Source organism: Chromatiales bacterium 21-64-14, assembly GCA_002255365.1.
Lineage (GTDB): Bacteria > Pseudomonadota > Gammaproteobacteria > 21-64-14 > 21-64-14 > 21-64-14.
The window spans coordinates 1-19,270 of sequence record NCBI01000003.1; the positions used below are offsets into that span (position 1 = coordinate 1).

Consider the following 19,270-nt stretch of genomic DNA (forward strand, 5'->3'; position numbering starts at 1 on the left):
AGAAATACCAGACCCGCATGCCACGGGGTGAATCCTTCGACCAGTTCCAGGCGCAGGACGTATTCCACTATTGAGCCCTGAAAGCACAAAAAAGCGAGACAAAGGATCAGCGTGCCAAATGCATAATTGGGATATTTAAAGAGGGACAAATCCACAAGCGGCGCCTTCGCTGCATTGTTCAGAACCCAGAACAACCATGCGAACCCCGAAAATGCCGCGAAAATCCACCAGTGGGTTGACCAGCGGTTACTGATATCACTTATTATCCCAATATTGAAAAACTGCTGGAATGTTAGGGCGGCAGCGCAGAACACAATAAAAAGCCATAAATGCCCCGAGACCGAATACGGCCTGTCCGGGACATCTTGCCGGTCTGCGAGTAGCGCCCAAAGAACGCCGGTGACAAAATACGATACTAACGTCGAGACGACGAACAGCAGGCGCCAGTCGTCTTCAATGTAGGCGAAAAAGCCGCCGACAATGGGGCCGACGGAGAAGGGAATAAATAGCGCCAAACTCCATAGCGTGATAGCTATTTGCTGTTTGCTTTCCTGGAAACTTTCACGCAATAAAATGAAAGAGGCAATAATACTCGTCCCTGCCGCGAACCCCTGCGCCATTCTCGCGATGGTGACGAGCTGGTAATAAGGTAGTGCGAGCAAAACGGCTGCGCTGGCGGTCCCAAAAGTAAAATAAGCAAAAAGCGCTATGTTTTTTACACCCCACTTCCTTATGAGCGGCCGTGTAATCAGCATGGCCGCCCCCATCATGACGAAATAGTTACTTTGGCCCCAAACCGCGTACGGAACACCCTCGCCTAGGGTGCCCGCAATATTGGGGAGCATCGGGAGATAGGCACCTGCGTTCAATAACACCAGGAAGTGGCCAACACCCAAGGCGAGGTTAAGCAATATAAACTGCGCGGAAGGCAGCGAGCGTGAATAGTCGGTCCAGTCAATCACGGAGATTTTCATTTCAGATAATTGGAAGTTCACGAGCCAACAAGGCCGGTCATTCTTTGTGAATGGCATTCTCGTAATGCGGCGAAAATACGAAGATCGCTAACGCTGCGGATTCTATTTTGTCCCGATTCGCGATTTTCCTTAGCGTGTTTTGGATTTCTAGACATACATTTCTATGCGGTTGGCGCCCACTCGGACCGAGGCGCGCAGCGCGCCAAGAAACGCTGGCATATGCCCGGACATCGGGCGGCCAGCGTCCGTTGCGTGCGTTATGTATATTGACGATCGAGTGGGCTGCCCATCGCCTAGTGGAGGCAGCAGATGGCCTTACGCTGTTTCGGCGCCAAATACAGTTTGTCTGTAGTGGCGAGGACCACGATCAGGCCGGCAGGGCGGTCGCAGGCGTTGATCACGGATGGTGTTCCGTCCCAATCGAGATTGATGGAAAGCGTATCTTCCCGGAGGGCGGCAAAAGTCGGCTGCGTGCATCAGAGCTTCCTGTTTTTCGGACTTGGTGCATCTTATTAGGGCAAGCTAATATGCTACAAACGATATTTATTGGGTGTTATTATCGAAACTGTAAATATAACGATATAGCTTGCGGCACTCAGTGGACATAGACCAAGCTCGCACCTTTCTCGCCATCGCCGCCCACGGCAGCTTCCTGGAGGCGGCGACGCGGTTGCACGTCACTCAATCCACAGTGAGCGCCCGGGTCCAGCGCTTGGAGACCGATCTAGGGGTCAGGCTTTTCGTGCGCAGCCGCGCCGGGGCCACGCTGACACCGGCCGGGCGCCGTTTCATACAACACGCCAAGACCCTCGTATTGACGGTTGAACAGGCCCGTCATGACGTTGGCTTGCCCGATCGCTACCGAACCAGCATCCGTATAGGTGGGCGCATCGCCCTGTGGGAAGGATTTTTGCCCAGCTGGGTCGGTTGGATGCGCAAAGCCGCTGCCGATGTATCCATCCGCAGTGAGATCGGCTTCGAAGATGATCTGATGCGGCGTTTGGTCGAGGGCACCCTGGATATCGGCCTGATGTATACCCCCAGCCACTCACCCGGCCTAGTGGTCGAACATCTGTTTGACGAGACACTGGTTCTAGTCAGTTCACGCCGCGACACTAAATGGCCCGGTGAGAACTACATCTATGTCGAATGGGGTCCTGGGTTCTATGCAAAGCACCGTGAGACGTTTCCAGACCTGGAGCGACCATCCCAGGTAGTCACCATCGGGTGGCTTGGGGTACAGCTGGTCCTGGCCAATGGTGGTTGCTGTTTCCTCCCGATACGCATGGCTCAGCCCTTTATCGACGACGGCCGGTTGTTCAAGGTCAACGACGGGCCCGAGTTCATCCATCCAGCCTACATGGTATTCCCGCGCGCGGCCGAGAGCGAAGGCATGATCCTAGCCCTGCACGGTCTGCGCGAGCTGGCAGGAGAGATCCACGAACCGGCTGCGACCTGAACGGAGGCCTAGCGCAACTCCGACCAGGCCCCAAGATCTGCAACAATAGGCACATTGATCACTACGGACAGGACATAAAGACCATCCAACGGCAAGCAGTGGTCCCCCGCCTGAGGAAAGGTCTCAGCTTCGAATTCTGGCCGGGGCGCCATAATACGATTGCACAACCGTCGACATCGCTATACAGGCACTACTTGATACCCGATTTGCATTTTCTTTGTTCTTCAGCGGGCTGGCACGCAAGCGCCGTTGCCACGCTGCCCGAGCGTCCCGCCCACCAAAGGGCGGCAACATCTAGCCAGACTATGGTTCCCTATGGCACCCGCGCATTCCCAATGCCGGTAGACGGAATACGCATCGTGGCACAACGGAGGTATCAACCATGGAACACCGCCATACCCCTGCGCCGCCAGATATGCTCCCATGGCCCGTAGAGGCAGCACGCACCGACGAAAATGAATTCCGTTGGAACGACGGCGGCTTCAACCGTGTGTTTGATTTTCACGGCGATCCCACAACGGCCGGGCTTACGCTGTTTTCGGACGGGAACCATCACATGGCGCTGGAGCAAGTGCTACGCGCCTTCGTTGCACAATACCCGGCCGTCGGCGACGTGTTTTATGTAACGCTACCCCCGAACGTGATCGCGTCAATGCTCACAAGCGGCGAAATTCGTTTAGGAAATCTGCGATTAACGCTCGCACCCCAGGTGTTCATCTCGCCACTGGACGTGCTGGAACCCTTGTCCCGGCACGGGCCGATACACCGAATCCAGCCCTTCGCCCGCAGCCGCGGCTGCGCGCTTATGGTCGTTCGCGGCAATCCGCGCGGCGTGCGCGGAATGCGTGACCTGTATCGCGACGACATACGCCTGTTTCTGTCCAACCCGGAACGGGAACGGGCAAGTTTTCGCACCTATAGCGAAACGCTATGCGCGCTTGCACGCGCGGCCGGCCTGGACGCCGGCGCCTTGGCCGATAGGCTAGAGCACAGCAACCCAGCTTGCATGCACGGCCGTCTCGTTCACCACCGTGAGGCGCCTGCTGCACTGGCATCTGGACAGGCGGATGTAGCGGTGTTGTATCACCATCTGGCACTGCGCTACCTGCGCGTTTTCCCGGATCACTTCGAAATGGTCGCGCTGCCCGGCAACGCCGACGCCGGCCCTTTCGCCCATCATGTGGTCACGACTTACGGTGTCGGGCTAATAGGCGACGGTGGGCCATGGGGCCCGCAGTTCCATGAGTTCCTGCGCCAGGACGCCGCCGCGCAGACCTATCGGACACACGGCCTGGACGCGCCCCTAATCGCGTAAAGAATATCCTGAAAGGCGGCGGTGCCAAAGGCCACGCGAGACCGGCATCGGACCCACGCACGCCGGACGCGCGCCAATCACTTAAAGCTTATGAACAGTGCCGATGTCCAAGCCATAGATTGATCCAGCTGACGCCCGGCTATATAGACGGGTCTAAAACCATGCGGTCCGTTGCGCGGGTCGATATCGATGGCACCCGGCATATCCCGCGGGAGCCCGGCCTCTGTTAGCCGCTCCATCGCCAGGAACATATCCTGACCGCCTAGTTCCTTGATCAGCGCACCGTTCCCGGCCATCAGTTCCTCACCGGTAAGCTCCCAGCAGAACTCTGGACAGTGTATGAATGGATTTCCATCCAGCGGATTCCCAACCTTGACGTATCCGTCTATGGTGCCCTCTACGCGGATGCGGCACCGGCCCAAATTGCTAACGTCCAGTTCGATGCCGTCCGCGTCACCGTAGGTATCGGAGCGGAAGCTGACTTTTTGTTCGCCGTGGGACGCCTTGCTGAGCGGACCTCGCCAGGCGCTTTCTTCGCGGTGCTCAAAGCCCACGCCGCGGAAATTATTGATAACGCCGTTAATGATAGTGATCGTGCCTTTCCATGTCGCCCAGCGGTAACGATCTTTGATGCGGGCGCCACCCCAGCGCAGACGAATGCGGCGATCCGAGTAGCCGCATTCTTCATGCAGGTTGCGTCGCCAGATCAAACCGGTGTGGTCATAGGCCGCAATCTCCTCCCAACCGACGTCGCCGAGAAAACGGTAGCCGACCTCGGCGCCTCCCTGGTGTTCAAATTCATCGCCCTGAATATGTTTGCCGCACCAGGAAAGTCCAACCGTACGCTCACCAGTGGTTGCCCATGTGTGACGGGCGCGCAACGCCTTGCCGACGGTCTTTCGATCGAGCTTCTCGGCGATGATACCGGTAACACCGCCCTTGACGCCGAACACGGCAGTGCCGGGCACTCCGCCGCCGCAGCGCCCGCGATGTTCATCGCCGTTGGCAGATGCGCCGAGCTTGTAACCGCGCGCCATGGTCTCGCGGTATAACCAGGGGAACTGGCCCCAGGCCGATCCAATTTCAACCAGACGTTCCAGCACTGGATGGTGCCAGTCAAGGATACAGCGCCGCCCGCCCACGTGGGGCATCAGCAGGTGCCCTTCAGGATCGTGGGCATAGGTAGCCCAGAGTTCCTCCAGCGGCCACGCGCCCGGCTCGATGGTGTCGGAAGCCATGTCTTCGTTCCATTCGAATGAACGACAAACGTTTCCGTCCTTGTCAAACGGAAATTCGGGCTTCTTTCCGTGCAGAAATACGACATTATGGTCGCCACCCGCACAAGAATTGCCACACCACTCGGTGCCCGGATAACATACGAACTCTCCGTTCTTATTCAAGCCGTCAATGGTTTCTACCGCTGCATCCCAGCGCGCCTTGGTAACCTGAAAATCGTTGGCGGTATAACCAAGTACGTCAAGCCCGGAAACGTCGCGGCCGTAGGTCAGATTGTAGACCGTGTTGTTAGTACCAACGGTGTCGTCTGAATGGACATGCAGGTCGCCATAGTACAGCCGTGGTACCGACAGGTCGTCGGAGATGGTGACATAAAATATATGCTCGGGAACCCCCGGGCGGTCAAGCATGCGGGCGGTCAGGATCAGTTCGCCCGCATGCTTCGTAGGAAGGTCGTCGAGCAACGCTACTGCCCAGCCCGTGCCGGCCAGTCCGACCGTCCTTTCATAGACCTTCTCTCCGTTCAGCGTCGCCTCAATGGCCACTTTTCCATCGAGGTCCCGGCAGGTGTTACCCCATTCGTCCTCGGCGCGCACCCGGATCGGGAGTTTCTGATCAATGCGTAACATGCGTGAGCCGACTAGCTGTAGCTGCGCGGGCGTGCCGGGGACCACGTCAATGACGATGTCGCCGGGAATCGCGGCGAAGCGCGATGTTCCTAGCGGATCGACATAACAGCGGAAGCGGAAACCTTCCTCGACGAAGGTCTGTACACGTGTTCCCGGCCCGCCGGCGCGCTTGTCCCCCAAGCGAATGATGATGTGGTCGCCGGGCTTCAAGTATCCATCTACGGTGTCGACGATCACGGCCTTCTGGAACGGGCGTTCGTGGCCCTTCTGGTCGAATCTGACCTTGAGAGACTGGACCGTGGCCGGACTCTGACCGGACGCTAGGGGCCCGGCCTGGTACTCCGCCGAAACGTAATTGGCGCCGGTTGGATCGTCCGTCTGAAACAACGCCCAGTCCGAATAAAATTTAAACGTCGCCTTGACCCACGCGCCGTCGGCAATGCCGGAGGCGCCCACTTCATAATCAAGGACGATCTCATCCCAGCTCCCTGCGACCAGTCGATCGGTGTGACAGCTCACCTTGCCAAGAAAGGCCATGTTCTTGGTTTTTTTGTAAAGATCCTTCGGGGCAATGTACATCCCCAAGGTCCTTTTTAATTCCACATCGGACAGCTTCTTCACGATGGTTCTCCCATTGTTGGGTCACGAAACGACTGGCCAGGACCATGTCATTGTCCAATCAAAGTGGCCATGGCGCTGTCGGGCCCCAGACAGGTAGCCCAAGTAAAAGTATGCCAAGACGCCATAATCAGCGCCCCGCAGACCATGGCGATCGAAACGCAGAGCCATCCGCGCGTGGCGCGGTCGGCAACGCAAAACGTATCGGAGCCGTAGGCGATCACCACGGCAATGATCTGTGTCGGGAGCAGATAGGCATAGTTATCCGTGTCGGACACGCGCATGGCAGACGCGGCGGGGCGCAGATGGACTTGCGGGTCCATGCGATACAGGCTGGGCGCCAGCATGACGATCGCTGCGACGTTGAACAGCCACCAACCCCGACCACAACGACCCGAACCGTCATAGCGTCGGTTGACCAGCCCCCAATGCGGGGCAAAACCTGGAAAATTAATGCGCACATCGTCCAAGCGCTGAACAAGCCGATGGATGTATGGGTAGGGTTTCGACCACTTTTTCAGATTTTGTTGGCGAAGTATTCCCAGGACTTTCCCGCTCGTCGTAGCGACCAGACGGTCAGAGTGATCTTCAACGGCAGCGCCCACAATTCCGCCCTCCTGGTGTTTTCGCGGTCAGTGGAAGACCCATGCTATCCACCTTGCACTCCGGCGGGCGGCTGGTACTATAAATTGAGCCTGTCCATCAATAGATACGGATTAAATATCGATTCCGGGGAAGCGGGTCGGCTGTCGTCTAGCCGACATTCAGTCGTATATAAGAAAACCGACATATAGTGATGGGTTGCAGGTAACCAGGGAGGACGCATGGTTGAGCACGGCTTGAGCCATCCACCTTCAGACTTCCTCGGGAATTTACCGAAGGTTGAACGTGAGGCCCTACTTGCCTTGGGATGTCGCCGTGCGTTTCGGAAAGGGGATCACGTATTCCAGTCGGGCGCACCCGGTCAAAACGTGTATGTCCTGCAGGAGGGCCGCGCCAAAATCTACAAGCTCGCCGATTCCGGCAAGGAAGTGATTTTGTGGTTCTGTTTTCCCGGCGAGATATTCGGGCTCGCCGAGGTTTGGCGTGGCGGGCAACGCGGCGTGTTTGCTCAAGTCTGCTCTGACGCGCAGGTATTGTGCCTGCGCCGCGACGATTTCACCCAGTTCTTGGAGCACTACCCCACTACCGCTATGCAGGTCATCGATCTACTGTCATGCCGCATGCGTGTCCTAAGCGACATGCTACTGAACCTCGCCACCGACGACGTGCCAGCGCGAGTGATCAAGCTAATCCTGCGTTTATGCGCGCGTTACGGAAAACGCACTGACCTTGGCATCGATCTAGATATTCCACTTACACATCAAGAGATTGCCGACATGGTGGGCACCACGCGCCAGACCGTAACTTCGGTACTCGGCGAACTCAAGCGCTTGGGGGTCGTGAACATGGAGCATAGGCGCATGCGTATCGAAAGTGAGGAACTGCTGGAACACATGATCGCCGTCGCAGGAACCCCGCCGCTGGTAGCCGGAGTGGTGTAGCACCGACGCTCTGGTGGCCGAAAATGGAGACCTGTATATGCGCGCCGCGTGCGCCACCCTATGGGCATCGATGTCTAGGCCCTCATCTACTGCCGCTTACTGGTGGGGCTTTATTAGAACCGATCTCAAAATGCATCTCGGTCGCCCATGCGGCGTTGCAGGCCCTGCTGCGGTGCTCATTTACGGGGTGTAAACTGCGCTCCTCGCAGGGCCCGCGCCTTGCCTGAACGCCCGATCTGCGATTTTGAGATAGGTTCTAGCAGCAAGCGATGCGAGACGCCCTTCAGTGCTCCATTCAGCTCCACCCTAGCGCGTTCGGCCCGAATCCCGGCAGGCGCTGCGCATCCACCCGGAATCCCACTGTAGTGGGGGCGCCGTAAGCGCCTCTTGCTGATCCCAACCCAAACTGGCCAACCACGCCCCATGCCAGGATAAGCCCTGGACAGGATGCAGTGCCGGGGGTACCCTTGGGCGCGGGGTAGACCCAATATCTTGTGTAACGCGGGCAGGAAGGAGGCACGTAGCGGGTACTGGGCCTATATCTTGTGTCGGAAACCACCAAGAGGGTGAGCCGATGAAGATTTATTGGAACAAATGTTCAGGGGATACCTGGTGTGAGTTGTACACGGTCGACCTCAATGACCAGCATTTTTCCAATATGGACGGGGTCTACGTCATCTGGCACGGCGGCGGCGCGCCGAACTGTGTCTGCGTGGGGCAAGGCATCATTCGGGAGCGGCTCGCGGAGCACCGCACCGACCCGGCAGTCCAGCAGTACGCGGGCCAGGAGTTGTTCGTGACTTGGTCGCGGGTTGCACCCGCCGACCGCAGCGGGGTCGAACGCTATCTGGCCGAGGAATTGTCGCCCAAGGTCGGATACCGCTTTCCAGATGTCGGCCCCATAGCGGTGAATCTGCCCGGGTTGGAGCTGGCCATCGCCTGACCGGCCCCCCCGCCGGATCCTCGCGGGTCCGTGGGGAGACACCTGCAATTTCCGGCCAATCCGGCTGGAACGCGTTAGTTTTCCGCCTTACGTGGCCCAAGCGCCCGCGCCGCCATCAACCCGGAACTTAGCCGCGCGCGGACGCATCTAACCGGACGCAGCCCGGAGGCCCATGCCCCATGAATCCGTCACCCGTTGGAAATACTCCACCCGAAATTCCGCGTACCGTGCACCGCGGCCTCTGGGTCCTGGTAATCGGCGTTGCCCTCGCCGCGTCCGCGGCGATCGGCTGGTGGACCGGCCACGCCGGAACGGCGCACACCGCGGCGGCGGAACTGCCGAGCTACGGTCCGGCGCCCCAGTACCAGTTCGTGGATCAACTGGGCCACACGGTGCATTCCGGCCAGTTTCGGGGCAAGGTCCAGATCGTGACCTTCCTCTTCCCCTACTGCACCACCTACTGCCCCCTGATCGCCGCGCACTTGGCGGGGTTCGAGAACACCCTGCGCGCCGCCGGGCTCCGGGATCAGGTCGAGCTGATAGCCTTCAACGTCGCACCGCGGACCACCGGACCACGGCAGATGCGTGCCTTCCTACGTGAATACGGCTGGGATCCACAAGACCTCCACTGGCAGTTTCTCACCGGCCCCGCGAAGCAGGTCCGCCGCGTCGTTACTGGCGGTTTCCACATCGCCTACCAGCGCGTGAGTCTCGCGGAGGAGGCCCGCAACGCGAAGTCGGAACGCGCTCACGGCGCATGGTTCCCGCAGCCGGTCGTCGAAAACCCGCTGGCGGAACGGGCAAAACCTGACTACGACGTGAGCCACAACGACGCCCTGGAAATCGTCGGCCCCGACGGCAACATCCGCAAGGTCTTTACCCAGGCCGACCGCGTCTCCGACCCGCAGCTGCTGCGCATCGTTCAGTCGCTGCTGCACGGCGGCGCCGCACCTGCTACGTGAGCAAGGCCGAAGCGCAGGGCTCAAGCCTCAAGACCGCGGAAATAGAACCCCAGCACAATGAGCACGCCCACCACCGCCAGCGAGTTGAGCACTGCGCTCGTATAGCCGCCCAGGGCCATGGGCACGGCGATTCCCCACGCCAGAGCGCTCACCACAGGACGTGGGTTGCGGTCCACCAGAAGGTTGCCCATCAATGCGAAAGCGGAATCGCCGCGATGGACCAATAGACGCCTGCCATATGGCCCATGCACTGCGCATTAGTATCCGTAGCCTTGCCCATGCCTACGCCCCCCGGGAGCCGGCCCGACTCGTCGTGCGGCGGATCCCGCGATGTCCGCCCGGCCCGGGCCCGCGATCTTTACCGCCCGACCAAGCCCCGGGGAGACTCCGGGAACGATCCCGGAACCGGCCTCGATGTATCCATCACCGCACGCCGTAATCCGTTCAGCCTTCCACCCGGTACATCTGCTCCGAACGATGGTGATACGCCGCCATGATATCACTGCGCGTCAACATGGCCAGCACGTGATCAGGATCGGCCCGACACACTACCGGCACACGCCCGATGTTCTCCTGCGCCATCCATTCCGCGGCATCCCCAACCGCGTCTTCTTCGTAGACGACGCGCGGTGGACGCTTGATCAGTGCGTGCAATCGTGTTCCTGGCGCCATACCCGGGGCAAACAGATCCTTACGGGTTACGATTCCGCACAATTTTCCGGCATCATCCACTAGCGGAAACCCCTGATGCCCAGTTCCGGACCCACCGGAATCCAACCACGCGCGCACTTCCGCCAGCGTGGAACCGGCCTTTAGGGTAACCGCCGGGTAGGACGCATAGTCCCGGACCAGAACCTGGAACAGAAAGTCAGCGGTGTACTCGACGGGCACGCGCACCCCACGGCGTGCGATCTTCTCCGTCATGATCGTGTTCTGCATAAGAACACTCGAAACCAGATACGCCGCCGTACAACCTATAACCAGCGGCAACAGGGCCGCAGCCTGCCAAGTCGTCTCGATTACGAAAACGATAGACATGAACAGGGCGCGTGATGCGCCGGCGAAGATCGCGGCCATCCCAACGAGGGCGGCCATGCCAGGATCGACTCCCAGGTGTGGCAAAACAAGCGCAAGCATTTTCCCAAGCAAGGCCCCTAAACCGGCGCCGACGGTCATGAGCGGAGCAAGCGTACCTCCGGAGGTGCCGCTGCCCAACGCGATGACCCAGGAAATCAGTTTAAAAATACATAGGAGGATCAGCGCCTTTCCAACCAGTGCGCCGGACAGCACATCAATGATGTTTTCGTAACCCACCCCGAGCGTGCGGGGAACCCAGTATCCGATGACACCGACGGCGATGGCACCGATAGCGGGCCACCACATCCAGTGGATCGGGAGACGGGAGAACCCATCCTCCACCGCGTATACAGCACGGGTAATGTACACCGCGGCGATACCGATCACCGCGCCCAATGCGATGTACGCACCGAGCGCCGGCAGGGTCGGCCAAGCCAAGGAAGGCATTGCAAACATCGGTGACGTGCCCATGAACGCCACGCGCACGATCGCCGCCGTACCGCTGGCGATCGCCACCGGGACCACGGAACGCGTGCTGAACTCGAACAACAGGAGTTCTATGGCGAGCAGAATCGCGGACAGCGGACTTCCGAACGTCGCCGCCATGCCCGCCGCTGCACCGGCAGCGAGTAAGGTCCTACGCTCGTTCGCGGTTACTCTCACCCACTGGCCGAATAGCGATCCGAGCGCGCCACCGGTCGCAATGATCGGACCTTCAGCGCCGAACGGGCCGCCGGTCCCGATCGAGATCGCCGCCGACAGCGGCTTGAGAATGGTCACGCGGGCGGGTATGCGGCTCCGGTTGAGCAGTATCTGCTCCATCGCCTCCGGGATGCCGTGCCCACGGATCGCCTGGGAGCCATAGCGCGCCATAAAGCCAATGACGATGGCCCCCACTACTGGCACCAGAACGACGATGAGCCCCAAGTGATTGGCGGCGGGCGAAACGAATGCACTGTCCAGACGGCCGTAAAACGCAAGGTTGGTGATCAACCCGATAAGGCGCATCAAACCCTGGGCCACCAGCGCAGCGATGATGCCCACCAAAAAAGCCAATGCGCTGATTTTTATAACGCGGCGGTCAACCAGCGTGGAATGCCGGGGGATGCGCGCCGATTCCAAGGCGACACCCAGGGACGGCGCGAGCGGCAATCCATCGGTGGTTGATGCGTCGTTAAGGTCGTGGTCCGCCATCGCGGGCGGATTCTACCAGATGCGCCGTCGCCCCGGCATCCGGGCGTGATGAACATGGACTAAAAGTATCGAGCTGCTAGAACCTATCTCGAAATGCGTCCCAGTCGCCCATGCGGCGTTGCGGACCCTGCTGCGGTGCTCATTTACTGGGTATAAACTGCGCTCCTCGCAGGGCCCGCGCCTTGCGTGAACGCCCGATCTGCGATTTTGAGACAGACTCTAGTAAGGGACAAGCCCCATGCCGCCCGCAACCGCAGCGGGCGCTCACCAATTCTTGATGGCGACGCCTACTCCAACTGCGGTGGTACGGTGGTTATATTCCAGCAGGCTTTGGCCATATCCGGAGAAAACCTGCACGTAACCATTGAGCTTTTGAACCAGCGGGAAGCTCCAGCTCAATTTCCAGGCGCCGCGGGAAAACCCGCTGGTCAAGTTGTTGCGCGACATCAGGGAGAAGCTCTGCCGGCCCCGGTGATAGGTCACCCGCCACTTTCCGTAACCCAGATACCGGCTGATGTCGGGATTGTGTTGGAGCAGACCGGCGCCCCGGATCGCGTGCCACGCCTGTAGATACACCGTCCAGCGCTGGCGCACCAAGGTACCCGACAGGTAGACCCGGTTCCAGGACCGCTCCAGGGTCCCGCCCTGTCCGTTGGATTGGTGCACGAAGCCGAGATCGGCCAGTTGCCACTGCCAACCGCCCGGCAACGGACGCTGCCACGAATATTCCAAAAATACCTCGGGTTCGTAGTCCGATTCACGGAAAAACGCGGAACGGTTGTAGGCCTGCCAGAAGGACGTCTGGGTATAGGCGCCGTATAGGCTCACCCGGGTTTTCGCGATGTCCGCCAGCACCGGGACCTTCAGGCTGATCTGGAATTGCACCTCACTGTGAGAGATCTGTTCCCCGTCCGGGCTGTGGCCCGCGTAGACCGCCCGGTCGGGGGAGGTCATATAGGAATACGGGATCAGGTAATTGGGTTTGTACAGGGAGATATTGAAGGGATTCGGCGGTGCTGGCTGGGCCAACTCGGTGGGCGCGCGCGTGGCCTGCGCGCCCGTCACAGCGGCGGTCGGGACATCAGATGCGTATAGCATGGACACAGGCATAAGGTTGCTACGCAGGGTAACAGAGTCCGGGCGCGCCCGGTAGGCGTCTGCGGCGTCCGATTTCAATGAGTCCGGGCATAATTCGGAGATCAGCCTTTTCCGGCGACACGCACGATGTTCGATCGTCGCCGGTCACCGACAACGGCGCCACGGGGTACGCAGGCGCGAATGGATCTCGGTGCCATCACCCCTGCCACCACGCTATTCCAAGCCGGCGGCTTCCATGATTGGGGGCAACGCGTATGGCCGTGAACTGGCCCCGCAGGAAATCGCGCAAAGGGCTGAAAGCGTGCCTGATCGGGGATTGGGGATACTCGCGCGGCCCGAGGATGCTGGCATGCTCCCGCTGGCCCGCCGCACGTCTATGCCATGTCGGCCTCGAAGACGGTGAGGCACCGACGCCACGGCGCTCGCCTGAGCCCAAAAGCGTATAGTGAACCGGTTGGTGCCTCGATCCCGGTGCCACGCGGCTTTCGAGCTGCCACAGACCCACGGAGGCGCATCCTGATGAAGGGAAAGCTGTTGATGGGCGCACTGCTGGCGAGCGCTACGACCCTGGTCCCGATATCCGGCACCGGCGCTGGTCTCGGAGATTGGCTGAATGTACTCCGCGGGCCGACCGCGGGGGCCAAGTCGGACAGCGCGCTTACCGAACAGGACATGGCCGGCGGCCTGCGCGCGGCCCTGGAGGCCGGTGTACAGCACGCAGTTCAGGAACTCGGGCGCCCGGGAGGCTACCTGGATGATGCCAAGGTCCGCATCCCGTTGCCCGCGCAGCTCACCACGGTGGGAAACACACTGCGCCGGCTGGGCCAGGGGCGGATCACGGACCAGTTTGTGGCCAGTATGAATCAAGCCGCGGAGCGCGCGGCACCAGAAGCGGCCGGCGTTTTCATGCAGGCCATCCGCCAGATGAGCGTGCAGGACGCGCGCGCGATCCTGCAGGGACCACAGGACGCCGCAACGCAATACTTTCGGCGCCGCAGCGGACCCGAACTGGTGAGCCGCATGCTGCCGATAGTATCTCAGGCTACCGACCGCGTAGGCGTCACTGCCCGCTACAAGGAACTGCTGGACCGCACCGGCGGTATCGGCCACCTGCTCGGATCGAACCAGCTCAACCTGGACCAATACGTCACTGACCGGGCGGTGGACGGCTTGTTCGTGATGATCGCCCAGGAAGAGAAGCAGATCCGCGAGAACCCGGCGGCCAGGACTACCCAACTGCTGCGCAAGGTGTTCGGCGCGGCGCGCTGATCACCGGCAGCCCGATCCAGGAGACTGCGTACCGCCGTCCCGCGCCCGGACCGGGCCTCGACCTACTGACAAACCGAGGGTGCGGCGCGCGCCAGGTCCTGCGCCGAACTGACAGCATCTGGTTCCAGCCAGTCCATCATCTCCGTCCACTGCATGAGATCCCGCCGGGTCTGTCCGGCCTTGAGTTCATGGATCCCACTGCCCCGCTCGGCGGCATGGACGTAGTTCTGGGTATCGCGCAACCGGGTGATGACGGGGATCTTCAGAGTGGCGAGAAACCGCTCCAAGGACCGGAACGCCAGGGTATTTTCCCGCACCCGGTTGGCAACGATGCCGAGCCGGGTCTGAGGCAGGCGTACCTTGCCCACCAGCAGCAGATCACGAATGAAATCCGCCGTGGACTGAATATCGATCAGCGAAGGCAAGACCGGAATCAGGATGACATCGACGCCGCGCAACTGCTCCACGAGTTCCGGACCTTTGAGGCCGGCGGGGGTATCGATCACCACCCGCTGGACCTCCGGAGGAACCCGCAGTTGCCAGGTGCGGGTGACGTTGGCGAGCCTCGTCTCGTAAGCAGCGACGCCATGTAGACAGGCATACGCGCCGGGACGCCGGCGCAACCAGCGCGTGCTGGACGCCTGGGGGTCGTAGTCAAACAACGCGGTGGGAAAATCCCGGGATGCATACTGGCTCGCCAGATTGGTGGCAATAGTAGTTTTGCCACAGCCCCCCTTCGCGTTCATTACGATGATGCGGCGCATCCGGCTCGGTGTCGGCATGGGTTCCAGGGGGTGTCTCCCCGACTATACAAGGGTAGCGGCGGACCCTCGCAGGGGTTGACGCGCCGCGTCCGAGTCCGAAAACCCCCGGTAGCCATGGGCTTGCGGTGCCTACTCGAAAATCCCATGCAGAAACCAGCGATCCGGGATGCCGGGCGCGCGGAAGATCCACAGGCGTTCGCCCCGAACCGTGCGGGCCACGAAATAATCGCGCACCACGTCAGCGCCGTCCCACCAGCCGCTCTCGATCCGTTCCCGCTCGGGTCCCAGGGACAACGTCCCGTCCCGGCAGGGACGGCCGTTGCGCACCGCCAGGGGCGCGGGCCGCGGTAACAACCATAGGGGCCGTGGCGGAAGGCCACTGGTACCACACGGATCCCTGGCATGCGTCATCACAGGTAATACCGTATCCCCGCGATCTCCCGCCGTCACGTCGCAGGCGTCCCACGCCCGCTCCGGACGATGCTCCGCCACCCGGCGCAAGCCGTGTACCGCCGGTTCCCCGAGCCGCGCCCGCAACCGCTCGACCAGCGCGGCGGCATCACCCGCGTCCACCGCGTCCACGGCACCCCCGGGAAACAACGACCCATCCCGTCTGGGGAGTGTCACGGGATTCGCACGCAGGACGATCTCCTGCACCGGAGCGGGCAACGCCACCCGTTCCAGGCGCACGCGCATCAAGCCCAGCAGGTGCCCGGGATCCCGACTCGGCGCTGTGAGCCTCAGCGCTACCTCCGTGCCCGACCGCACTCCATGCATCATGTGAAACCGCAGCTCCCGCACGCCGGCGTCCCGCGCCGCCAGAAACCCACTGAGTTCCAGGATCAACCGGTGTACCGCAAACAGCAGGGCCCCGGTCTCCTCCACCGCGGCGGGCAAGGGTAGGCGACCCACGAATCGCGGCGGCGGCACATAGGGTTCGCGCGGATCCGGTGCATCCCCCAGGGCCCGATCCAGGGCCTTCAGCAGGTCCGGACCAGCGCGGCGCACAAGCCCGTCCCGGGGCAAACGCAGGCAGTCTCCCAAGGAACGCATGCCCAGCCCGTGCAGCGCTGCGCGCACCGGCGGCGACAGGTTCAGCGTCCCCAGGGGCAGGCGAGCCAGCATCCCGCGCAACTGGGACCGCGCGATCACCTGCACTTCCCGTCCCCCCCGTGCCAGCAGCGTAGCCCCCAGGGGCGTGGGGGCCAGGGCCCACACGACTTGGTGACCCAGCCCGGTCACTCCCCTGTACACCGCATCCACCAACCGGTCACGCCCGCCAAACAGTCCGCAGCTCCCTTCCACCTCCAGCACGAGCTCGTGTGGCGGCGCCAGACTCACCATGGGACTGAACTGGCCCGCCCAACCGGCCAGTTGCTGCAGAACTCGGCGCTCCGCCTCCCGCGCCCGTGGCCACACTACGAGATCCGGCGCCAAGGCGTGGGCGGTCCCCACCGTCATCCCTGGCCGCACGCCCCGGACCGCGGCCGCCGGGTTGCAGTCCAGCACGCGCGGGCGGCGGTTGTGGGCGTCGCTTACCACCCGGGAAACCGGATCGAGACACGCCCCCCGGGTAAAGATCTCCAGGGACAAATGGGGCAGGTGCAGACAGAGCCAGAGCATGGGCCTTCAGGTGTTGGGATCACCCGCCGGTGCGGGTTGCCGCGATCCGCCGGGATAGGGGCCGTGCTTGCGCCGACCCCTGCCGAAACGCCCAGTGGAATCCGCGCGGTGTTTGCGGCAGGGTCCGGGTTACCGGGATCCCGCCTGCCACCGTGCAGGACCGGGGCTTACCCATCGGGAGGATCATGGCCCAACCACACTGGACCGCTGGCCCCGGCACCACGGCGCTTGAGAATATGCACCGACATGCCCTGCGCTGCCGCCTGCACCCGCAACCGCAGTACGGCAGGTGAGGGCTCGGCGGCCATCCGCTCGGGACGGAACAGCACGCCCCAGGTATCGCCGGTCCCCGCCGCGAGCTGCAGCCGGCGCAGCGCGCGGGTACCACCGGCGGCGGGCCAAGCCAACACCGCGCTGCAGGTGCCGGCACGCAGGATCTGCTCTACCGCCCACAAACCGTCGTGGGTGGCGCGGGGATGCACCAGCAATACCCGGGACAAGTCCACCCCCGCGTCCGCCAGCGCCGGCGCATACGGCAGGTAAGGTGGCGCCACCCAGGCAATCCAGCGCCGCTGCTGACTCAAACGCGCCAGCGCCGGCAGGACCAATGCCATGCCCCCGATCCCATCCCGTGGGGTCAACACCTCGGTGAGCGCCCCCAGGGGCCAGCCACCTCCCGGAAATCGGGCATCCAGTGCAGGAAACCCAGTGGACAGGCAGTCCCTGCCAACACCAGCGGGAAAAGGGTCACCACCACGCCACAGATCAGCGCGCCGCAACAAGGTTTCCAGACTCATGAGGAAAGAACCCTCGAATGACGGCACCGCGGAACCCTGGGCCGAGGTGCGCCGCCCACCGGGCGCGTCCTCCGCCTGGCTCCGCTACACTCCGAAGGAAGAACCGTTGCGGATCAGTCCGACCGCCAGACCCTCGATGGTCAGGGGATCCCGGCGCAGGTTCACCTCGATGGGATCGAAGTCGGGATTCTCCGGCAACAAGCGCACCCGGTTGCCGCGCCGGTGAAACCGCTTCACGGTGACCTCGTCTCCCAGACGGGCCACCACGATCTGCCCGTTGCGGGCCTCGCGGGTGGCATGCACCGCCAGCAGGTCCCCATCCAGGATGCCGGCCTCACGCATGCTCATACCGCGCACCCGCAGCAGATAGTCGGCGCGGGGCCGGAACAGCCTGGGACCCAGGACCTGATAGCCCTCGATATGCCGCTCCGCGAGGATCGGGCTGCCCGCCGCTACCCGGCCCACCACCGGCAACCCGTCTTCCTCCCGCAACCGGATCCCCCGGGAGGCGCCGGGGAGAAGTTCGATCGCCCCCTTGCGGGCCAGTGCCCGCAGGTGCTCCTCAGCGGCATTGGGAGAACGGAAGCCCAGGGAGTGGGCGATCTCGGCCCGGGTCGGCGGCATTCCGGTATCCGTCATAAATTCCCGGATCATTTCCAAAACCCGGGCTTGGCCGGGACTGAGCGGTTCCATGGGATGCGGTCCTGTCGGGGGATACCGGATACCTGTTATTATATACAGGTGCAGGCGGGACTCAAGCCCCCGATGACCCGGCCATCATGGCGGCTCCCCGCCTATCGTATTGGGAACCATCGGCTACGTGACGCCCGGGAAACCCTAGCGGAATTGAAAACGGCGGCGCGCACGTCTGGCGCCGGCGCCATCGCGGCAATGGCTATCAACATCGGCCCCCATGCAGTCCGCGCCCCTGGACACCTCCTTCAGTTTCCCGCGCCCAACCGCAGCGATGCCGTGCCATACACCAGTTCCTCGATGGAACGGAACGTCTGCTGGTCAAAGGCCAGGAACATCACACCGAGCCCGTCCTCGGCGTGGTGTATCACTAAAGCGGGCAGACAGCGCCGCGCCAACTCACCATCCCGGGGCACCAGGAATTCCACATCCAGGCGCGTGCCGGTCCGGAATCGCGGCTGACGAGTGCATAAAAAGGCACCCTCCAGCCCGATATCCCGGGTGCGGCAACGCTCCAACGGGGAATCCTGAGGTAACAGCACGGCATCCAGCGCCACGTGAAGGCGGTCACTCCATCTGCGTTCCATGTCGGTCTCCAGCTCCATGCCACCTGACCCGATCGGGGGACGCCCGCCGGCGGTGCATCGCCACGGGCCCCACCGCGCCGTTTCCTTCCGGCGCCGGTACCTGCTAGCGCGGCCATCGCAACGGCGTTCCCCTGCCCACCTCTCGGGATTACTCCCTTATCGATACATTTGTGGACTAGGCGAGACCCGAAACATTCCTCGCGACAAGCCGCCTCGCCCGGCACGGGCCGCATCCATCCTCCAACCCGCGCTTATCCATAAGAATAGTCCACGCCGCTACCGGCGCTCCGCACGCGCTGCGGTGCAGGGCGTTGGAACGCCGGCATGATCCTGCACATTCGTTACAATACAGAACTTAATATTGACATTTTCGCATCAATTCATCGCAAATTCCGAATCTCGGGCAGATCATCGCCAAGCAGAGCCAACGCGGCGTCGACGTTACGCTTCGCTCAAGCCGCGGTCAGGCGGCGCGGGTCTTCAAGCTC

At 62.0% G+C, this 19,270-nt stretch carries 17 protein-coding genes; 6 read left to right on the forward strand and 11 right to left on the reverse strand.

Annotation, left to right across the window (positions count from 1 at the left end; translation table 11 throughout):
- Positions 1-974: hypothetical protein (locus B7Z66_02855; GenBank protein ID OYV77671.1), on the reverse strand; the 974-nt coding region annotated here is incomplete at its 3' end.
- Positions 975-1,572: 598 nt separating this feature from the next.
- Here B7Z66_02855 and B7Z66_02860 point away from each other — a divergent pair.
- Together B7Z66_02860 and B7Z66_02865 are read left to right on the forward strand one after the other, a co-directional pair.
- A complete protein-coding gene (locus B7Z66_02860) occupies positions 1,573-2,433 on the forward strand; it encodes a LysR family transcriptional regulator (GenBank protein OYV77672.1) in 861 nt (286 codons plus the stop codon).
- A gap of 382 nt (positions 2,434-2,815) precedes the next feature.
- A complete protein-coding gene (locus tag B7Z66_02865) occupies positions 2,816-3,748 on the forward strand; it encodes a hypothetical protein (protein OYV77673.1) in 933 nt (310 codons plus the stop codon).
- 77 nt (positions 3,749-3,825) lie between these two features.
- On the opposite strand, the gene B7Z66_02870 is transcribed toward B7Z66_02865, so the two are convergent.
- Together B7Z66_02870 and B7Z66_02875 are read right to left on the reverse strand one after the other, a co-directional pair.
- The gene (locus B7Z66_02870) at positions 3,826-6,192 is read right to left on the reverse strand and encodes a hypothetical protein (GenBank protein OYV77674.1); all 2,367 of its coding nucleotides are present in this window, start codon (positions 6,190-6,192) and stop codon (positions 3,826-3,828) included.
- An 89-nt stretch (positions 6,193-6,281) separates the two neighbouring features.
- A complete protein-coding gene (locus tag B7Z66_02875) occupies positions 6,282-6,836 on the reverse strand; it encodes a hypothetical protein (protein ID OYV77675.1) in 555 nt (184 codons plus the stop codon).
- A gap of 219 nt (positions 6,837-7,055) precedes the next feature.
- Between B7Z66_02875 and B7Z66_02880 the strand changes: the two genes are divergently transcribed.
- The 3 genes from B7Z66_02880 (at position 7,056) to B7Z66_02890 (ending at position 9,680) form a co-directional block, all read left to right on the forward strand.
- Entirely contained in the window at positions 7,056-7,775 is a 720-nt protein-coding gene (locus B7Z66_02880) for a hypothetical protein (protein OYV77676.1), read from the forward strand.
- A 574-nt stretch (positions 7,776-8,349) separates the two neighbouring features.
- Positions 8,350-8,718: a hypothetical protein gene (locus B7Z66_02885; protein ID OYV77677.1), complete on the forward strand. Its 369-nt coding sequence runs from the start codon at positions 8,350-8,352 to the stop codon at positions 8,716-8,718.
- 179 nt (positions 8,719-8,897) lie between these two features.
- A complete protein-coding gene (locus tag B7Z66_02890; protein OYV77678.1) occupies positions 8,898-9,680 on the forward strand; it encodes a hypothetical protein in 783 nt (260 codons plus the stop codon).
- Positions 9,681-9,700: 20 nt separating this feature from the next.
- Here B7Z66_02890 and B7Z66_02895 read toward each other — a convergent pair whose 3' ends face one another.
- The 3 genes from B7Z66_02895 to B7Z66_02905 form a co-directional block, all read right to left on the reverse strand.
- Positions 9,701-9,904, reverse strand: coding sequence for a hypothetical protein (locus B7Z66_02895; protein ID OYV77679.1), 204 nt, complete (start codon positions 9,902-9,904; stop codon positions 9,701-9,703).
- Positions 9,905-10,124: 220 nt separating this feature from the next.
- Positions 10,125-11,951 carry a chloride channel protein gene (locus tag B7Z66_02900; protein ID OYV77680.1) on the reverse strand — a complete coding sequence of 609 codons (1,827 nt, stop codon included), beginning with the start codon at positions 11,949-11,951 and terminating at the stop codon, positions 10,125-10,127.
- Positions 11,952-12,215: 264 nt separating this feature from the next.
- Positions 12,216-13,127 carry a hypothetical protein gene (locus tag B7Z66_02905; GenBank protein ID OYV77681.1) on the reverse strand — a complete coding sequence of 304 codons (912 nt, stop codon included), beginning with the start codon at positions 13,125-13,127 and terminating at the stop codon, positions 12,216-12,218.
- Between the two features lie 303 nt (positions 13,128-13,430).
- Between B7Z66_02905 and B7Z66_02910 the strand changes: the two genes are divergently transcribed.
- Positions 13,431-14,318: a hypothetical protein gene (locus B7Z66_02910; GenBank protein OYV77682.1), complete on the forward strand. Its 888-nt coding sequence runs from the start codon at positions 13,431-13,433 to the stop codon at positions 14,316-14,318.
- 62 nt (positions 14,319-14,380) lie between these two features.
- Here B7Z66_02910 and B7Z66_02915 read toward each other — a convergent pair whose 3' ends face one another.
- The 5 genes from B7Z66_02915 to B7Z66_02935 form a co-directional block, all read right to left on the reverse strand.
- Entirely contained in the window at positions 14,381-15,100 is a 720-nt protein-coding gene (locus tag B7Z66_02915; protein ID OYV77683.1) for a hypothetical protein, read from the reverse strand.
- 111 nt (positions 15,101-15,211) lie between these two features.
- Positions 15,212-16,705, reverse strand: coding sequence for a hypothetical protein (locus B7Z66_02920; GenBank protein ID OYV77684.1), 1,494 nt, complete (start codon positions 16,703-16,705; stop codon positions 15,212-15,214).
- 167 nt (positions 16,706-16,872) lie between these two features.
- Positions 16,873-17,502 (reverse strand): hypothetical protein, encoded by a 630-nt coding sequence (locus B7Z66_02925; GenBank protein ID OYV77685.1) that lies wholly within the window; start codon positions 17,500-17,502, stop codon positions 16,873-16,875.
- 84 nt (positions 17,503-17,586) lie between these two features.
- Positions 17,587-18,195: a repressor LexA gene (locus tag B7Z66_02930; GenBank protein OYV77686.1), complete on the reverse strand. Its 609-nt coding sequence runs from the start codon at positions 18,193-18,195 to the stop codon at positions 17,587-17,589.
- A gap of 248 nt (positions 18,196-18,443) precedes the next feature.
- Positions 18,444-18,800, reverse strand: a complete 357-nt coding sequence (locus B7Z66_02935) for a hypothetical protein (GenBank protein OYV77687.1) — start codon at positions 18,798-18,800, stop codon at positions 18,444-18,446.
- Between the last annotated feature and the right edge of the window lie 470 nt (positions 18,801-19,270).

Coding starts and splice junctions, on each gene's coding strand:
- B7Z66_02870 (OYV77674.1), bottom strand. CDS start 6,192: ATGTACATTGCCCCGAAGGATCTTTACAAAAAAACCAAGAACATGGCC.
- B7Z66_02885 (OYV77677.1), top strand. CDS start 8,350: ATGAAGATTTATTGGAACAAATGTTCAGGGGATACCTGGTGTGAGTTG.
- B7Z66_02910 (OYV77682.1), top strand. CDS start 13,431: ATGTCGGCCTCGAAGACGGTGAGGCACCGACGCCACGGCGCTCGCCTG.
- B7Z66_02865 (OYV77673.1), top strand. CDS start 2,816: ATGGAACACCGCCATACCCCTGCGCCGCCAGATATGCTCCCATGGCCC.
- B7Z66_02900 (OYV77680.1), bottom strand. CDS start 11,951: ATGGCGGACCACGACCTTAACGACGCATCAACCACCGATGGATTGCCG.
- B7Z66_02925 (OYV77685.1), bottom strand. CDS start 17,502: ATGAGTCTGGAAACCTTGTTGCGGCGCGCTGATCTGTGGCGTGGTGGT.
- B7Z66_02920 (OYV77684.1), bottom strand. CDS start 16,705: ATGCTCTGGCTCTGTCTGCACCTGCCCCATTTGTCCCTGGAGATCTTT.
- B7Z66_02930 (OYV77686.1), bottom strand. CDS start 18,195: ATGGAACCGCTCAGTCCCGGCCAAGCCCGGGTTTTGGAAATGATCCGG.
- B7Z66_02935 (OYV77687.1), bottom strand. CDS start 18,800: ATGGAGCTGGAGACCGACATGGAACGCAGATGGAGTGACCGCCTTCAC.
- B7Z66_02890 (OYV77678.1), top strand. CDS start 8,898: ATGAATCCGTCACCCGTTGGAAATACTCCACCCGAAATTCCGCGTACC.
- B7Z66_02915 (OYV77683.1), bottom strand. CDS start 15,100: ATGCCGACACCGAGCCGGATGCGCCGCATCATCGTAATGAACGCGAAG.
- B7Z66_02880 (OYV77676.1), top strand. CDS start 7,056: ATGGTTGAGCACGGCTTGAGCCATCCACCTTCAGACTTCCTCGGGAAT.